Origin of the sequence: Halopseudomonas formosensis (assembly GCF_900115905.1) — a bacterium.
Lineage (GTDB): Bacteria > Pseudomonadota > Gammaproteobacteria > Pseudomonadales > Pseudomonadaceae > Halopseudomonas > Halopseudomonas formosensis.
Genome location: NZ_FOYD01000017.1, coordinates 1 through 16,705, shown reverse-complemented (window position 1 = coordinate 16,705; position 16,705 = coordinate 1). Strand labels below are relative to the sequence as shown.

The 16,705-nt window shown below is 55.7% G+C and carries 17 protein-coding genes; 15 read left to right on the top strand and 2 right to left on the bottom strand.

Features of this window, described 5'->3' with window-relative positions; all coding sequences use genetic code 11:
* The first annotated feature begins 73 nt into the window (after positions 1–73).
* The 15 genes from BM046_RS15405 (at position 74) to folE (ending at position 15,284) form a co-directional block, all read left to right on the top strand.
* Positions 74–781: a TetR/AcrR family transcriptional regulator gene (locus BM046_RS15405; RefSeq protein WP_090541098.1), complete on the top strand. Its 708-nt coding sequence runs from the start codon at positions 74–76 to the stop codon at positions 779–781.
* A gap of 436 nt (positions 782–1,217) precedes the next feature.
* Entirely contained in the window at positions 1,218–2,324 is a 1,107-nt protein-coding gene (locus tag BM046_RS15400; protein ID WP_090541095.1) for an amidohydrolase family protein, read from the top strand.
* The gene (locus BM046_RS15395) at positions 2,324–3,175 is read left to right on the top strand and encodes a fumarylacetoacetate hydrolase family protein (protein WP_090541092.1); all 852 of its coding nucleotides are present in this window, start codon (positions 2,324–2,326) and stop codon (positions 3,173–3,175) included. The genes BM046_RS15400 and BM046_RS15395 overlap by 1 nt, the downstream gene beginning before the upstream one ends.
* Before the next feature lie 13 nt (positions 3,176–3,188).
* Positions 3,189–4,094 carry a 3-hydroxyacyl-CoA dehydrogenase gene (locus BM046_RS15390; protein WP_090541089.1) on the top strand — a complete coding sequence of 302 codons (906 nt, stop codon included), beginning with the start codon at positions 3,189–3,191 and terminating at the stop codon, positions 4,092–4,094.
* The gene (locus BM046_RS15385; RefSeq protein ID WP_090541086.1) at positions 4,091–5,266 is read left to right on the top strand and encodes a thiolase family protein; all 1,176 of its coding nucleotides are present in this window, start codon (positions 4,091–4,093) and stop codon (positions 5,264–5,266) included. Before BM046_RS15390 ends, BM046_RS15385 begins: the two co-directional genes overlap by 4 nt.
* A 35-nt stretch (positions 5,267–5,301) precedes the next feature.
* Positions 5,302–5,805 (top strand): carboxymuconolactone decarboxylase family protein, encoded by a 504-nt coding sequence (locus BM046_RS15380; RefSeq protein WP_074779583.1) that lies wholly within the window; start codon positions 5,302–5,304, stop codon positions 5,803–5,805.
* 170 nt (positions 5,806–5,975) lie between these two features.
* Complete coding sequence (locus BM046_RS15375; RefSeq protein WP_090541081.1) at positions 5,976–7,250, top strand: cytochrome P450; 1,275 nt, start codon at positions 5,976–5,978, stop codon at positions 7,248–7,250.
* Between the two features lie 220 nt (positions 7,251–7,470).
* The gene (locus BM046_RS15370; protein WP_090541078.1) at positions 7,471–8,778 is read left to right on the top strand and encodes an amidohydrolase family protein; all 1,308 of its coding nucleotides are present in this window, start codon (positions 7,471–7,473) and stop codon (positions 8,776–8,778) included.
* 106 nt (positions 8,779–8,884) lie between these two features.
* The gene (locus tag BM046_RS15365; protein ID WP_090541075.1) at positions 8,885–10,036 is read left to right on the top strand and encodes an acyl-CoA dehydrogenase family protein; all 1,152 of its coding nucleotides are present in this window, start codon (positions 8,885–8,887) and stop codon (positions 10,034–10,036) included.
* Complete coding sequence (locus BM046_RS15360; RefSeq protein ID WP_090541073.1) at positions 10,036–11,094, top strand: acyl-CoA dehydrogenase family protein; 1,059 nt, start codon at positions 10,036–10,038, stop codon at positions 11,092–11,094. The genes BM046_RS15365 and BM046_RS15360 overlap by 1 nt, the downstream gene beginning before the upstream one ends.
* Before the next feature lie 11 nt (positions 11,095–11,105).
* Positions 11,106–11,906 (top strand): crotonase/enoyl-CoA hydratase family protein, encoded by an 801-nt coding sequence (locus tag BM046_RS15355; RefSeq protein WP_090541070.1) that lies wholly within the window; start codon positions 11,106–11,108, stop codon positions 11,904–11,906.
* Between the two features lie 24 nt (positions 11,907–11,930).
* The gene (locus tag BM046_RS15350) at positions 11,931–13,055 is read left to right on the top strand and encodes an acyl-CoA dehydrogenase family protein (RefSeq protein ID WP_074779571.1); all 1,125 of its coding nucleotides are present in this window, start codon (positions 11,931–11,933) and stop codon (positions 13,053–13,055) included.
* A gap of 56 nt (positions 13,056–13,111) precedes the next feature.
* Positions 13,112–13,978, top strand: coding sequence for a cache domain-containing protein (locus BM046_RS15345; RefSeq protein WP_235818664.1), 867 nt, complete (start codon positions 13,112–13,114; stop codon positions 13,976–13,978).
* 13 nt (positions 13,979–13,991) lie between these two features.
* Positions 13,992–14,714, top strand: a complete 723-nt coding sequence (gene folM, locus BM046_RS15340; RefSeq protein ID WP_090541066.1) for a dihydromonapterin reductase — start codon at positions 13,992–13,994, stop codon at positions 14,712–14,714.
* Between the two features lie 9 nt (positions 14,715–14,723).
* Positions 14,724–15,284, top strand: coding sequence for a GTP cyclohydrolase I FolE (folE, locus tag BM046_RS15335; RefSeq protein WP_090541064.1), 561 nt, complete (start codon positions 14,724–14,726; stop codon positions 15,282–15,284).
* A gap of 22 nt (positions 15,285–15,306) precedes the next feature.
* Here the strand turns inward: folE and BM046_RS15330 are convergent, their stop codons facing one another.
* Positions 15,307–16,137, bottom strand: a complete 831-nt coding sequence (locus BM046_RS15330) for an SDR family NAD(P)-dependent oxidoreductase (protein WP_090541061.1) — start codon at positions 16,135–16,137, stop codon at positions 15,307–15,309.
* 239 nt (positions 16,138–16,376) lie between these two features.
* Positions 16,377–16,705: integrase core domain-containing protein (locus BM046_RS15325; RefSeq protein WP_143084213.1), on the bottom strand; the 329-nt coding region annotated here is incomplete at its 5' end.

Here is a 16,705-nt window from a genome sequence, read left to right as displayed (position 1 = left end):
TTGAACAGAAACTGCTGATTGTGACCAGTTAAACTGATAGACTTGCCTTTGATGACGCTGACAGGGGGACACTATGCTTGATAAGGAAGCTGCAGAGACTGAAGTAATGAGGGGTAAGGGGGAGTCAGTAAGCCGTTCGGGTGCCGCGCGTAGGCCGGATCCAGTTCTGACGGGGGGGAAAACGCGGTCAGTGAAGCCCAACCGTCGATCTGAAGAAACGATCAGCAGCATTTTGCGGGCCACCGAAGAAGTGGTGCTGCTTTCTGGTGCTGATCGTATTTCCATTCTTGAGGTGTGCAAGCTGGCAGGTGTGTCCCGCGGTACCTTCTACCGTTATTTTTCCTCCCAGGAGGATCTGCTTGATACGTTCTCCCGCCACAAGCGGGATGATTTCCATCAGGTTCTGCTCAATACTATCAGCACTGTCGAGGAGCCTGAAGCGCGGCTCAATGCGTTTATCAGCTTTATCGATGACTACCTGGAGCAAAGCCGGGCACGGCGTTTGCTGGTTGTGGCGCCGGAATATGCGCTGGGTTTCTTCAGGCGTATCTTTCATGACTCGATCCTTCGTTTTCAGGATACGCTGGATATCGTCTTCGATGACTGGGATGCGAGGCTTGGGGTCAAGCTGGACAGGGAGTTGATCTGCGAAATGATTATTCGTTATGTGCTGAGCGAGGTGCTGGTTCCGGAGAGAGCTGGTCGGCGGCTGTTGCCCGTGCGGGTGAAAAGACTTTTCGCTTCATTGATCATGGGTTCCACCTCCCGAACCCGTCGCTGAATTCGGGGGCCTGCTGCCCCAGAACATTCCCGCCCCCGCCCTGGGGGCCTGGAACGCGCTTTGCGTTATAGCTGTAGTGCTCCGGTTTACGATGTTTGAACACTACTACAGGATCTGTAGCAATCCGCTTCGCCACTCTTTTTGTATGTTTCTCTGCACCTTTCCCCGCGAACCGCTGCTGACTGCTGCGCGTTCTGTTCACGGCTAGTCAAATAATCTGTTAAAAAGCAATTGGTTATCTGGTTTTCCCCGGTGTTGGGAACGGTAGAATCGACTTGATGCTTTACGCCAGAAACCTGTTCAGACTGCAAAAAAGTTGAACAGATTTTGGGTTTCTGATCAATCTGTATTATGCTGTGAGGTGCAAGCCAGGCGCATTGAAAGATTCAACGCCTGTGCGCCTTCACCCAGAACAATCAGAACAGGGGTTTACCTCATGCTTATCGATCTTCATGCACATGCGCCGCACCCGGAATACTACGATCAGCACCCGTATTGGGGACCGGCTTTTGAATCGCAACCTGACGGTGATATTAAGCTGCGGGTTGGTGAGTGGATTCTTACACTGGGCGCGCCGGAACGGAAAAAGGCCCTGCGTGAGGCCCACGCCCGTGGCGAAACGCTGCAGGTAGCCGAATACATGGCGAAATGGGCTGACCCTCAGCATCGTCTTGCCGCGATGGACGCCGCTGGTCAGAATGCCCAGGTCATCTCCGTGCCAAGTCACTGCTACATGTACTGGGCTGAACCCGAGTTTGGCGTTCCCTTTGCCAGAACGGTGAACGACTCACTGGCCAAGTATTGCTCCGGAGCACCTGATCGCCTTATGTTCTGGGCGCATGCACCGTTGAACGTGCCTGTCGAGGCGGCCAAGGAGATTCGTCGGGCGGTCACCGAGCTGGGCGCCAAAGGCCTGGTAGCCGGTGGTTCCAACTTCGGCGGACTGGAGTTCGATTCGCCGGAAATGGATCCCGTCTGGGAGGCGCTGTGTGACCTGGATGTGCCCATGTTTGTGCACGGCTACAACCAGTCAGTGACCTGGGGCAAGGAAGCCAATACCGACCGTTACGAAACAACCGCGATCGTCGGCATGAACTACGACGAAACCAAATGTTTCTGGTACATGATCAACGGTGGTGTATTCGATCGCTTCCCGAACCTGAAGGTCTACATTACGCACGGCGGCGGTTATGTACCCTATCAGCTCGGTCGGATGGCGCAGACCAACCCGAACCTTGACGTGTCCTATAACAAGAAGCCTTTCCTGGAGTATCTGCGCAACTTCTATTTTGACGTCGAGTTGCACGAAGTGCCCATGCGCCAGGCAATGGTGGAAGTGATTGGTGCTGACCGGGTGCTTTACGGTTCCAATTTTGGCGGCAGTGATGCAGTACGTCATGACCTGACCTCGGATCTGAAGCTTTCCCAGGAAGATATGGATCGCATCCGGTGGAAGAATGCCTGTGAGCTGCTGCACCTGGATCCGGCGAAGATCGGCAAGGTGGGAGACCCCGCCAAATCAGCCGGTAAGGTAGGTGCCTGATGAAACTGGCACGCTGCTCTCTTAACGGCGGCAAGCCCTTCTGGGCTGTCGTCGATCTCGAGCATGACGAAGTCAATCCGATCCTGGGTGATTTTCAGGAATGGGCACCCCGAGTAGCCGGTGGTGCCGGGATCAGCGCATTGTCACTGGCTGCCAAGCCAGTGGCGATGGCTGATATCGTGCTCCTGCCACCAGTTGATCCGACCAATCGTGTGGTGGTGGCGGGTGCCAACTATCTTGCGCATCTGCAGGATGATTTCGGGCTTGACACACCCCTCCAGCCGTTCGCTTTCCTCAAGGCCTACGGTGCCTTGATTGGCGCGAATGATCCAATCCGTTATCCACCACTCACCAAGGAGCTGGATCATGAGGTGGAGCTTGTGGCGGTGATCGGCAGCAGCCAGATCGATCTGCAGAACCCGCTTGCTTGTGTGCTCGGCTATACCGTGGGCAATGACGTCAGTGCGCGAGATCTGCAGCGTAGCGGCCCCAAAGGTATTGGCATGGATCTGTTTTCTGCCAAAAGCCAGGATCGCACCACGGGTGTAGGGCCGTGGATTGTCACCAAGGATGAGTTTCCACAGGGTTCGCCCAAGCTGCGTCTGACACTGGCGGTAAACGGCGAAGTACGTCAGGACGGAACAACGGCCGACATGACCTGGGATGTGGGCGAGCTGATTGCTTTCGTGCATGCGCGGTCGAGTTTCGCCTGCGGAGATATTCTCTTCACCGGATCACCTGCCGGTGTTGGCATGGGAACCGGACGTTTCCTGAGTCCAGGGGATGTCGTGGAAGCCTCCATCGAGGGTATTGGTACGCTCCGCAACGTGGTCAGTGAAGAAAACGTATAAGAGGCTCTTTATCATGGGTGCTGACAAAAGCAACAAGGTAGTGGTAGTGGGCGCAGGTCTGATGGGCACCGGTATTGCCCATGCCTTCGCGAGCTCAGGTTTCGAGACAGTATTGGTGGATACCAATGCCGCTGCCCTCGAGAAAGCCTATGCAAGTGTTGAAAAAATATTGGGTGATGGTGTCCGGTTGGGCAAGGTCAGTGAAGAGAAGGGGCGGGCTGCCCTGGATCGGCTGACGGTCAATGCAGAGTTGTCCGAGGCGGCAGTAGGCGCCAACCTGCTCGTGGAGACCGTTTCCGAACAGCTTGCAATCAAGAAAGCGGTGGTTATGCAGGCCGCCAGTCTGATGGTGGATAACGCCATCATCGCCAGTAACACGTCGGCCCTGAGTGTCACCGAAATTGCAGCATCGGTTCCTGCTCCCGAGCGCTTCATAGGGATGCATTTTTTCAATCCGGTGCACAAGATGAAGCTGGTCGAGCTGGTTCGCGGACTGGCTACCAGCGATGAAACTGTCGCGAGGGTCAAGGATCTTTGCGATGCGATTGGCAAGACGTCAATCACCGTCAACGAATCTCCCGGCCTGACTACCAGTCGCATGTCTGCGCTGTTGGGTAATGAGGCGATGTATATGCTTCAGGAGGGCATCGCTACCGCCGAAGATATCGATACTGCGCTCCGTATGGGCTTCAATCACCCTATGGGTCCGCTCGAACTGGGCGATCTCACAGGCTGGGACACGCGCCTGTCCGTACTGCGTTACTTGCATGAAACGCTGGGTGAGAAGTTTCGGCCTTGCCCGCTGATCATCAAGATGGTCGCTGCCGGACGGCTGGGGCGCAAGACCGGGCACGGCGTATATCAGTACCATGAAGGCAATCGAGTTCCCGGTTCCGGGCTCAAAGGAAGTGCGTTATGAATGATATCGTCATTGTCGACGCAGTACGCACGCCGGTTGGCCGCTTTCGCGGCAGCCTGGCTGGCGTCCGTGCCGACCACCTGGGCTCGTTGGTCATCAATGAGCTGTTGCAGCGCACGGGGCTTTCCGCCGAGCAGATTGATGACGTCATCTTCGGTTGTGTGACGCAGATCGGAGAGCAGTCGGCCAACGTCGCGCGCACGGCCCTGTTGGGCGCGGGCTGGCCCGCTTCTGTGCCGGGCCTGACGCTGGATCGCAAGTGCGGCTCCGGTGAAGCGGCGGTACATGCTGCAGTGGGCGCCATTGCAGCCGGAGCTGCAGAGATCGTGATTGCCGGTGGAGTGGAAAGCATGAGCCGGGTGCCTATGGGCAGCAACCGCGAGATACATGGCGAAGCGTTCGGCTGGATGGCGCTGGAGCGACACGAGCTGACCTCCCAGGGCGAGGCAGCGGAGCGCGTGGCGGAAAAATGGCAGATCAGCCGTGATGAGCTGGACGCATTCGCTCTTGAAAGCCATCGTCGGGCGGCCGTTGCTGCGGATGCTGGGTATTTCGAACAAGAGATTGTTCCAGTACCGGTAGGCGAATACTGCGAGAAGGGCTATGAGGGTTTCACCGGGCTGCTTACTGCCGATGAAACCATTCGGCGCGACACCTCTCTTGAAAAGCTGGCTAGCCTGAAGACCAGCTTCCGTCCGGAGAACGGGCGAATCACGGCAGGTAATTCGTCGCAAATTTCTGATGGTGCTGCTGCGCTGCTGCTGATGTCCGCGGAGACGGCGTCCCGTTTGGGCCTGAAGCCTCGGGCGCGGATCAGAGCGATTGTAACGGTGGGCGCGGATCCAACGCTGATGCTCACGGGTCCCATTGAGGCTACGCGTAAAATTCTGGCCAAAGCCGATCTGAAGATCGACGATGTAGATCTGTTCGAGATCAACGAAGCCTTTGCATCCGTACCTATCGCCTGGCTCAGGGAAATAGGCGTGTCGGCAGATCGCCTGAATGTGAATGGCGGTGCCATTGCCCTTGGCCACCCTCTAGGTGCAAGTGGCGCACGGATCATGACTTCAATGTTGAATGAGCTGGAACGTCGTAACGGTCGCTACGCCATGCAGGCGATATGCTGCGCTGGTGGCATGGGAACCGCTACGCTGATCGAACGCCTGGTCTGACAAGTATGCCGACCAGGGTCGGCGCGAGGTGGTTTATGTCACGAATTTCACCCGTTCCGCTGTCGGCTTTACCAGATAGCCTGGCAGATACCCTGGAGCGGGGGCTGCAGTCAGGAATGCTCAGCTCCAGCGTGCCAGTACAGGTATGGGCGCATCGTCCAGCGCTTGCGCAAGGCTGGCTCGCGTTGCTAGAACAGTTTCATTTCCACAGTCTGTTGAGCGAGCGTGTGCGCGAGCTGGTGCGGCTGAAGGTCGCCAGCGTCACTACCTGCCAAGTTTGCCAACTGGCACGAAAGTCGGAGGAGGTAAGCGAAGAGGATATCGCTTGCCTGGCGACGGACAGTGATCGGTTTACTCCCGCCGAGCAGGCTGCCCTGACATTTGCCGGTCTTTTCGCCGGCGACTACATGGAGCTGGACGACAAGCACTATGCGGCGCTGGCACCATATTTCAGTGAGCCTCAGATTACCGAGCTCAATATGTATTGCGCTCTGATGCTGGCGGGCGGGCGTATGACCTATGTCCAGCAGGCATATTGATTATGGGAATGAGCCAATCCCAAGTGGTAGTGTGGGGGGGATGGAAGTTAATCAAAATATTTAAAAGGGTTCAATTACGCTGCCGCGGAGCTTAAGCTTTAGTCAGCGACCGAACTTCAGACCCTGTAGCTAGCCTGACAAAATTAATAGAATATTAAAGGGAGACGATCATGTCCAATGCGCCCAAAAGCGAGCTGGAGAAGGTGTTTGCCGATGTGGCAAGCAATTATCAAGGTAGTGATATCGACCTTCACGCCGTTTACGCGAAGATGCGGAAAACCAACCCTGTCATGGAAGGTAATTTCATGGAGCAGTTGGGGGTGCCGTCTATAGCGGGGGTGGATCCGAATCGCCCGTGCTTCACGCTGTTCAAATATGACGATGTCATGCAGGTAATGCGAGATGCTTCAAAATTTACCAGCGGATTTATCGCTGAAGGTCTGGGTGCGTTCTTCGACGGATTGATCCTTACAGCAATGGACGGCGAGCAGCACAGGAACATGCGTAATCTGCTGCAGCCAGTATTCATGCCGGATACGGTCAATCGCTGGAAAGAGGATCGCATAGACGGGGTCATCCGGGAAGAATTCATTAAGCCCCTGGTTCCGCAGAAGAAGGCGGATCTGATGGACTTCGCTCTGTATTTTCCCATCAGGGTGATTTATTCGTTGATTGGCTTCCCCAGCGATCAACCTGAAAAAATCAAACAGTACGCCGCCTGGGCGCTAGCCATTCTGGCCGGGCCGCAGGTTGACCCGGCCAAGGCTCAGGCAGCCAAGAAGGCAGCGATGGAAGCGGCGGGTGCGCTCTATGACGCCATCAAGCTGGTCGTCGCTGAGCGTCGCGCCGAGGGTGGCTCAGGCGATGATCTGATCAGTCGTCTCATCCAGGCTGAATATGAGGGTCGCTCGTTGGATGATCACGAAATTACTACATTTGTGCGCTCATTGTTACCGGCCGCTGGGGAAACCACCACGCGTACGTTTGGCACCCTGATGACGTTGTTGCTTGAGAATCCCGAGTTGCTGGAGCGCGTGCGCAATGATCGCAATCTGGTCAACAAGGCCATCGATGAGTCCATTCGCTATGAACCGGTAGCGACATTCAAGGTTCGCCAGGCCGCAGAGGACACCGAGATTCGTGGCGTCAAGATTCCAAAGGGCGCGATGGTCTCCTGCATCGTCAGCTCCGCCAACCGCGATGAAGACGTCTATGAGAATGCCGACGTGTTTGATATTGACCGTCGTCCGCGTCCCTCGTTCGGTTTTGGTTTCGGCCCCCATATGTGTATTGGTCAGTTCGTGGCCAAGACGGAAATCAACTGCGCGCTCAATGCTGTACTGGACATGATGCCTAATATACGGCTCGATCCGTCGAAGCCTGCCCCCGAGATCACCGGTGCCCAATTGCGCGGCCCGCATCAGTTGCACGTTATCTGGGATTGATGCTCTCTTTCTAGAGGCTTGAACAGGCCGTCCAGCTCTGCTGGCGGCCTTTTTTCGTTCAGATTCCCATTCTTACCCCTTTTCTGCAGCCGATCGGTGCCGCTGGCAGTTCCGCAAAAAATCTTATATACACACAAATCAAAAAAGTGTTTAAATTTTGTGTATCTTGGTCTATCATGAGTCAACAATCACAATCCGCTAAAAGCGAAGGGGAACAACCATGAAACTCGACGACCTCATCCTTGTAAGTGTGGACGATCACGCCATTGAGCCGCCGGACGCGTTCAAGCACCACATGCCAGAAAAATTCAAAGGTCGAGAGCCGCGCGTTGAGAAACGGGGTGAGCGCGATGTATGGGTCTTCGAGGATGAAGCCACTGGATACATGGGGCTTAATTCCGTTGTAGGACGCCCGAAGGAAGAATACGGGATGGAACCGCTTGGCTACGACCAGATGCGCCGTGGCACATGGGACGTCAAGGCCCGGGTGGATGACATGAATGCTAACGGGGTGCTTGGCTCCCTGTGTTTTCCAACCTTTCCTGGCTTTGCCGGTCAGCGCTTCCAGGCCCATTCGAACAGAGACGTCGCCTTGGCGGCGATTCGCGCCTATAACGACTGGCATCTGTATGACTGGTGTAATGCCATGCCGGGCCGTTTCATCCCCCTGATGCTGGTGCCCTATTGGGACATGAACGCAGCAGTTGCTGAGATCAAGCGGCTATCGGCGCAAGGTGTGCACGCGCTGTCGTTCTCCGACAATCCTGCCCGCCTGGGTTATCCGTCGATCCACGACGAGTACTGGGACCCGATGTGGAAGGCATGTGCCGACAACAACGTAGTGATCTGCTGTCACATCGGATCGGGGGGCAAGGCTGAGCATGCTTCGGATCTGTCGCCCATTGACGCCTGGATCACCACCATGCCGATCTCCATCGCCAATGCGGCGGCGGATTGGATCTGGGCACCCATGTGGAAGAAGTACCCCACGCTGCGTATGGCGTTGTCCGAGGGCAGCATTGGCTGGGTGCCGTACCTGCTGGAACGCGCTGACTTTACTCACCGTCACCATAGCGCCTGGACCAACGCGGACTTCGGTGGAAAGATGCCGAGCGATATCTTCCACAAGCATTTCATTACCTGCTTCATCGAAGACAACTTCGGCCTGCAGAACCTGCACTTCATGAATGAAGACATGGTCACCTGGGAAAGCGATTACCCGCACTCCGACTGCACTTGGCCTGAGTCGCCCGAGACTGTTTGGGCGGGCCTCAAGCACCTGACCCGTCAGCAGATCGACAAGGTCACTCACCTCAACGCAATGCGGGAGTTCTCGTATGATCCGTTCTCGATTCTGGGTCGTGAGAACTGCACGGTTGCCGCTCTGCGTGCCCAGGCTACGCATGTCAGCACCGAGCCCGCGTTGGGATTGGGTGGTGCAGGGGTAACGCGCAAGGATGGCAAGCCCGTTACATCCGGCGATATCAACGCGATGTTCGACGCAGCAGACGCAAAAACGGCAATTTGACCGGCAGCTGATATTGCCGCTCCAGCGGGGCGCCCGCTGGAGTGGCGGCGGGCAGCCCCGCCGGTTGCTGCCTGAGGTGCTTTGAGTAGCCAAGAGTGACTTGTTGATGAGTATCTCCCAGTTTAAATACAGCACTATTCCCGATGAGGCAGAGGCGCTTCGCCAGGAAGTCAGAGCGTTTCTGGCAGAAGCGCTGAAAGGTTATCCCGCAGTGAAGCGTGCCTATTCCTGGATGGGATTCGACGCGCAGTTCAGTCGTTTGCTTGGTTCCAGAGGCTGGTTGGGGATGGCCCTGCCGAAGCAGTACGGTGGTGGCGAAGCGTCACCCTTTGCCCGTTACGTGATCATCGAGGAATTGCTCGCCGCTGGCGCGCCGGTTTCGGCGCACTGGATCGCGGATCGCCAGAGCGCACCCTTGATACTGCGCTTTGGTACCGAAGCGCAGAGAGAAAAATATCTCCCGCCGATCTGTCGCGGAGAGAGCTATTTCTGTATCGGAATGAGCGAACCCAACTCCGGTTCCGATCTGGCGTCGATCACATCTAACGCACAGAAGACTGAGGCAGGTTGGTTGCTCAATGGGCAAAAGGTCTGGACTACCAACGCCCAGCATTCGCATTACATGATTGCCCTGGTGCGTACAGGTGACAAAGAGGAGAGCGGTCGGCACGGCGGTATGTCGCAGTTCATTATCGACCTGTCCTTGCCTGGCGTTACGATACGGCCGATTGCCGATCTGTCCGGCAACGAGCATTTCAATGAAGTGTTCTTCGATAACGTCCAGCTTGATAACGATGCGCTGATTGGCGCGGAAGGCAACGGCTGGGGCCAGGTGACCGCCGAGCTGGCATTCGAGCGCAGCGGCCCGGAGCGCTTTCTGAGCAGTATCGCCCTCATACACACGGCCATTGCCGCCATCGGCAAACAGCCTGATGCGTTGCAGGCGCGCGATATCGGGCGCATCACCGCACGATTGGTCACATTGCGCAATATGTCCCTGGCCGTTACGCAGCAACTCAGCGAAGGGCAGAATCCGGCCTGGGCCGCTTCCTGCGTCAAGGATCTGGGCAACGTGTTTGAACAGGATCTCCCCGAAATACTGCAGTTGCTGGTTGAAGATCAGCCGCAGGTGGGAGGAGGGTCCGACCACGCGCAGGTGCTGGCGTATCTGACCCAGATGGCTCCTTCCTTCTCGCTGCGTGGAGGTACTCGTGAAATCCTCCGCGGGATCATTGCACGTGGACTGGGGCTTCGATAATGAGAGAACTTTTTGAGTCGACTATAGAGCGTCTGTTGAGTGATATCGCTACGCCGGAATATGTCCGCGCGGCCGAACAGAACGTGTGGCCAGCCGATCTTTGGCGAGCGCTCGAGGAAAACGGCATTACGCTTGCCGGAGCGCCGGAGGAAGTGGGCGGTTCCGAGGCCAGCTGGGCTGACCTTTTTGTTATCGTGCGTGCGGCCGGTCAGCATGCCGCACCAGTGCCGCTGGTCGAAATGCTGCTGGGTAACTGGTTGCTTGAGCAATGCGGTATCGGTTCGCGCAGCGGAATCCTGACTGTTGCCACTGACTCCACCCTGACATGTTCTGCTGGTGCGCTGTCAGGTGAACTGCGTTATGTCCCCTGGGGACGTAACGCCGAACTGGTGGTTACTGTCGTGACCAGCGACGAGGGGTATGACGTGGTGTTGCTGGAGCCGGCCGCCGCAGAACGTATTGTGGAGGGGGTGAACGTTGCTGGTGAGCCGCGCGATATATTGCATTTTTCCGCCGCGCTGCCCTTGGCTTCGGTGCCATTGCCTGCCGGATTGTCGCCTTCGGTGCTGTTGGCTGGCGGTGCGATGCTGCGCTCTGCGCAGATTGCGGGTGCCTTGACGGCCATCATGACACTCACCTCGGCCTATGCAGGCGAGCGAAAACAGTTTGGTCGTCCCATCTCCGCGTTTCAGGCCATCCAGCAACAGCTCGCCGTGCTGGCTGAACAGACTGCAGCCGCGAACATCGCAGCCGAAGCAGCATTTGCGCAGTCTGATACAGCATTGGCGACATTCAGCATCGCTGCGGCCAAGGTCAGCACCTCCGATGCGGCCAGCCAGGCCACTAGTATCGGGCATTCGGTGCATGGTGCGATTGGCTTTACGCGGGAATACTCGCTCCATTTGCTGACCCGCAGGTTGTGGGCCTGGCGCAGCGAATTCGGCTCGTCCACCTATTGGAGCAAGTTGCTCGGAGAGGCTGTGTGCAATGCCGGTGCGGAAGGTTTCTGGCCGCTCATCACGCAATCACACAACGAACAGCTTCCTATTTCAGAATAAGGATGACACCCATGGAGCAATTTCTTCAAGTTGAAAGAAACGGCGGTGTAGTAGTGGTGAGGATGAACAGTCCGGATACCCGCAACGCGCTGTCCGACCCTGTGCAGATGCAGGAATTCGTCGATCTCTGTGCGCAGCTCAGGCGTGACCAGAGCGCCAGGGTGATGGTGTTGACCGGCAACGGCAAGGCGTTCTGCGCCGGTGGCAATATCAAGGACATGCAGAACCGGGAGGGTATTTTCGGTGGTTCGCCGTATCAACTTCGTGATACCTACCGCAATGGTATTCAGCAAATCCCGCTGGCGCTCTACGAGCTGGATATTCCGATCATTGCGGCCGTCAACGGGCCTGCTATCGGTGCCGGGCTGGATCTGGCCTGCATGTGCGACATTCGTTATGCCAGCAGCAAGGCGCTGTTCGCTGAAAGCTTCGTCAAACTCGGTATTGTTCCCGGTGATGGCGGTGCCTGGCTGCTGCCCCGGATTATCGGTATTCCCAAGGCGAGTCTGATGGCGTTTACCGGGGATACTATTGATGCGGCACAGGCGCTTGAATGGGGGCTTGTGGAGAAGGTCTGTGCTCCCGAAGATCTCGAGTCCGAGGTTCTGGCGCTGGCCGAGCGCATCGCTGCGAATCCCGGCCATGCCCTGCGCCTGTGCAAGCGATTGTTGCGCGAGGGTCAGCATATGCGGCTGGATTCGTTGCTGGAGCTGTCCGCCGCGTATCAATCGCTGGCGCACCACACCGCCGATCATCAGGAGGCGGTCAACGCCTTCGTGGAAAAGCGCAAGCCCGATTACAAAGATCAGTAACACGCCGTCAAGGAGAGCGTCACGATGCGAAGAGTATTTCGTGAAGACCACAACATGTTCAGAGAGCAGGCTCGTCGCTTCATCGAGCGGGAAATCGTTCCGAATCTGCACGAATGGGAAACGGTCGGTATCGTGCCCAAGGCGGTATGGCTGAAAGCCGGCGAAATGGGCTTGCTGTGCTCAACTGTGCCTGAAGAATACGGCGGTGCGGGTGGTGATTTCGGGCATTCGGCAGTGATGATCGAAGAACTGGCACGTGCCAACGCCACCGCTGTGGGTTTCACTACCCATTCGGAGATCGTCGCGCCCTATCTTGTCGCCTACGGTTCAGAAGAGCAGAAACATAAATGGCTACCCAAAATGGTCAGCGGCGAGATGATCGGCGTGATTGCCATGAGCGAGCCGGGAATCGGCAGTGACCTGCGATCCATGCGCACCGTACTACGACAGGAAGGTGATGAATACGTAGTGTCTGGTCAGAAGACCTTTATTACCAATGGCGGTAACGCCGACCTGGTGGTAACGGCTACCAAGCTGGATCCTGCCGGCAAGGATCTTACACTGGTGTGCGTGGAGGCAGACCGGACCGGCTTTTCCAAGGGCCGGCTGCTCGACAAGATCGGTCTTAAAGGTCAGGACACCGCCGAGCTGTTTTTCGATGACGTGCGTGTACCTGTAAGCAACAGGCTCGGCGAAGAGAATCGGGGATTCAAGTACCTTACCCATCAGCTTGCTTGGGAAAGATTGATCATTGCGTTGCGCGCGGCACAGTCGATTGAAACACTACTCGAAGAAACAATTACCTATACCCGTGAGCGCAAGGTGTTCGGTAACACTGTATTTGATTTCCAGAATACTCGGTTCAAGCTGGCTGAAGTGAAAGCCAACGCGACAATGTTGCGGGTGTTCGTGGACGACTGTCTGGAAAAGGTCATGGCTGGAGAACTGACCGCCGATGTGGCGGCAATGGCAAAATTGCTCGGCTCGGAAATGCAAGGAAAGATGCTTGACGAGTTGCTGCAGCTTCATGGTGGCTACGGTTTCATGAGCGAGTACAAGATAGGGCGTGCCTGGGTTGATGCTCGCGTTGCGCGGATCTACGGTGGAACCTCGGAAATCATGAAGGAGATTATCAGCAGGAATCTTTGATGAGAGGCCTGGGTCTTGAAATATTGCCGTCCAAAACAACAAGTAGGAGATAGGCTATGTTACCGATCTGCCGAAATGTCGCTCTGGTTGCCACGATGTTTTTGATTGCCAACGTATTTGGTCAGGGCATCCCGGAAGATCGCTACGCTGACGAGGCGGATCGCGCAAAGTCGCTTTTGCGCAAAGCCGTCGACCACTATCAGGAGAATGGCGAAAAGGCTATCGCTGCGTTCAGTCGGCAAGGAGAGTTCATGGATGACGAGCTCTATGTCTATGTCATCGATACCGAGGGCATTATGCTTGCCAGTGGTGGACCCTCGGCCAATCTGATTGGGCGAGACGTCAGCCAGGCGCTCAACGACGACCTGAACAAGGGCTTCAAGGAAGCCCTGGCCCTGCCGCCAAGCGACACCATACATCATGCCGACTATCGCTGGCAGAATTGGCAGGACGGCCGTGAGGAGCGCAAGCGGGTTTTTTTTCAACGCGTTGATGACAAAATATTCTCGGTCGGCTATTACATGCCCCGTTCAAGCGAGGGAGAAGCGAAAGCGCTGCTCAATAATGTCGTGGAGGCGGTGAAGGAAAATTCCCAGCAGACCTTCGAGCGAATCAATAAGCTGGATGCTGAGTACCTTCGGGATGATCTTTACGCCTTTGTTGTTGATCGAGAAACTCAGCGCTTCATTGCCCATGGTTACAATCTGCGCCTGGTCGGCAGCGATTTTCGCAAGCTGCACTCCGCCGACCGGCATCCAATTGGTAACCAAATTCTGGAGGCCGCTGCGCAGAGCGGAAGTGGTCGTATTCCCTATCTGTGGCCCAACCCGGTAACCCGCAAGAACGAACCGAAAGTGACCCTGTTTGAGGCGACGGACAGCTATATCGTTGCCGTGGGGTACTACCTGGACGAAGAACAGTAGCGAGGGTGCTGATATGCCTGATGCGCCCATAAAGTCCAGGCCAACCGTTCTGATCACCGGTGGCGGTCAGCGTGTGGGCTTGTATTGCGCTCGTCGTCTGGTTGAGGATGGCTTTCAGGTGATAATCAGCTGCCGCCGGTTGAGAACGGAGTGGCAAGCCACTCCGTTACAGGGTATTGACGTCATCGTGGCTGATTTTTCAACCGTGGAGGGCATTGCAGAGTTCATAGCGGCAGTCGCGGCGAAGAGGCTACGTTTAAGAGCCATCATTCACAACGCCTCATTGTGGCTGGAAGACGAGGGGCTGACGCCCGAGCAGTTTCAGCAGATGTGCATGGTGCATATGCAGGCTCCCTACATGATCAATATGGCGGCTGCAGACTGGTTCGATTCAGGTCCGGCTGACATCATCCATATTACCGATCATGATGCGCTCGGGGGCAACGCTGATCACGTAGCCTACCTGGCCACAAAAGCAGGCCTGGAAAACATGACGCGTTCCTTCGCTGCTCGTTTCGCGCCGGACATCAAGGTCAACAGTATCGCCCCTGCGCTAATCATGTTTAACGATAATGATAGTGAAGAATTCAGAAAGTATATCCTGTCCCGTTCGGCTCTTGGCACAGAGCCGGGCCCCGACGTGGTTTATCAAGCTGTGCGCTATGTTATGGGCAATCCCTATATAACCGGTACGTGCCAAGATCTGAACGGCGGCGGTATGCTCAAATTTGCTTAAGGAAACAGAATGAGTACAGAGAATATTGCTCTCCAGTATGAGGCGATTTTGCGCGGCATTGGAGAGGATCCGCAGCGGGGCGGGTTGGCAGAGACCCCGCTAAGAGCAGCCAAAGCCATGCAGTTTCTGTGCAAGGGCTACGAGCAATCGCTGGAAGAAATCGTCAATAATGCACTGTTCGATGCCAAGGGTGACGAGATGGTGGTCGTCAAGGATATCGAGCTTTACTCCCTTTGCGAGCACCATATGTTGCCGTTTGTCGGCAAGGCGCATGTTGCCTACCTTCCCAAAGGTAAGGTTATTGGCCTTTCAAAGGTGGCGCGCATTGTCGACATGTTTGCTCGACGGCTGCAGATACAGGAAAACCTTACTCGTCAGATCGCGGAGGCACTGCAGGAGGTGACTCAGGCTGAAGGGGTGGCCGTAGTGATAGAAGCTAAGCACATGTGCATGATGATGCGCGGAGTTGAAAAACAAAATTCCACTATGTTCACCTCGGTTATGCTGGGTGCTTTCCGTGCATCAGGTAACACTCGTCAGGAGTTCCTGCAACTGATTGGCCGGGGCTAACCGGCCCAAGTTTGCTGAGATGTCAGGCGTCAGTAGAAGTAGCTAAGTTTCGCCAGCGCTGCATTTCCTGTTTTCTCGAGGCTAACTGGGTTTCAGCCAGCCCGACGGCATCGGAACCCACTATAAAATGGAGCGGAGCTTCCGGATCCAATGCTAACTCGACTAAAGCCTGGCCAAGCTTCTCGGGTGCTCCGGGTTGCTTATGGTTGTTATTAGCAGATGATGAGCGAATTTTATCAGAGAACGTCTTATATTCGGGAAGGGGCACGCTGCCAAAATGAGCCGAACTGTCGTCCAGAAAGTCCGTGCGGAAGGCGCCGGGTGCCACCGAAGTAACCTTAATGCCAAAGCCTGCAACTTCCTGGGCCAAGGATTCTGAAAAACCAGCGACGGCAAATTTGGAGGCGCTATACACGCTAGCACCTGGCATTCCGACAAGGCCAGCGATCGACGCGATATTGAAAATATGCCCAGAGCGTTCTTTGCGCATCACAGGTAATACCATTCTGCACATGTTGAACAAGCTAAACACGTTGGTGGCGAACTGATGCTCAACATCGGCGATGCTATTGTTTTCAAACGGGCCCAACTGGCCATAGCCTGCGTTGTTTACCAAAATATCGATTTTACCGAAAGTGGCAATAGTAGCTTCCACTGTCTTCTCGATCTGATCCATTGCTGTGACATCAAGTGCAAGCGGTAGGACTTTATTTACGTCGTAGCCGCGAAACGCTTCGATTATCTTCGCCAGTGTCCTTCCGGTTACTACTACGTTGTCACCGGCCGAAATGGCGGCATTAGCTATGTGCCAACCAATGCCTCTATTTGCACCCGTGATTAGCCATGTACGCATTGATGTCCTCGAATTAAGCAGGTTTTGGATTTTGGTTCGATGAAAGTAGACATAAATTCAAAAAGTGTCAATTTGATAGTGTCGCAGGCCGTTAAGCATAAGGCGAACGCTTGCGAGCTTACTGGAATGCCCCGGATTTATGGACACTGCGAAGCCTCACGCTGATGCGGCCTCGAAGGCCTCTGGGCTCAACCCTCCCAGATGACTGTGGCTGTAATGACCCAGCGGAATTTGCACACTCAAGCCGCTAATTGTTGGTAAATCGTACTGGGTGTTTTCATCCCCAGTGCCTGATGAGGGCGCTGCTCGTTGTAGTACTTGAACCACGCCCTCAAGGTTTGCCTGGCTTCATCCAGTGTCTGGAAGTTATGAAGCCAGAGACACTGCTCTTTCACAGTTCGGATCAATCGCTCAACCATCCCGTTCTGCTGCGGGGTGTGGGGACGGATGAACTCCTGTTTCAGACCGTATTGGTACACCGTCCGAGTGTAATGCCGAGAGGTAAATACCAGACCGTTGTCACTACGCAGCGTGATCGGATCCTGAGCCCTGCCCAGCGTGCCGTACC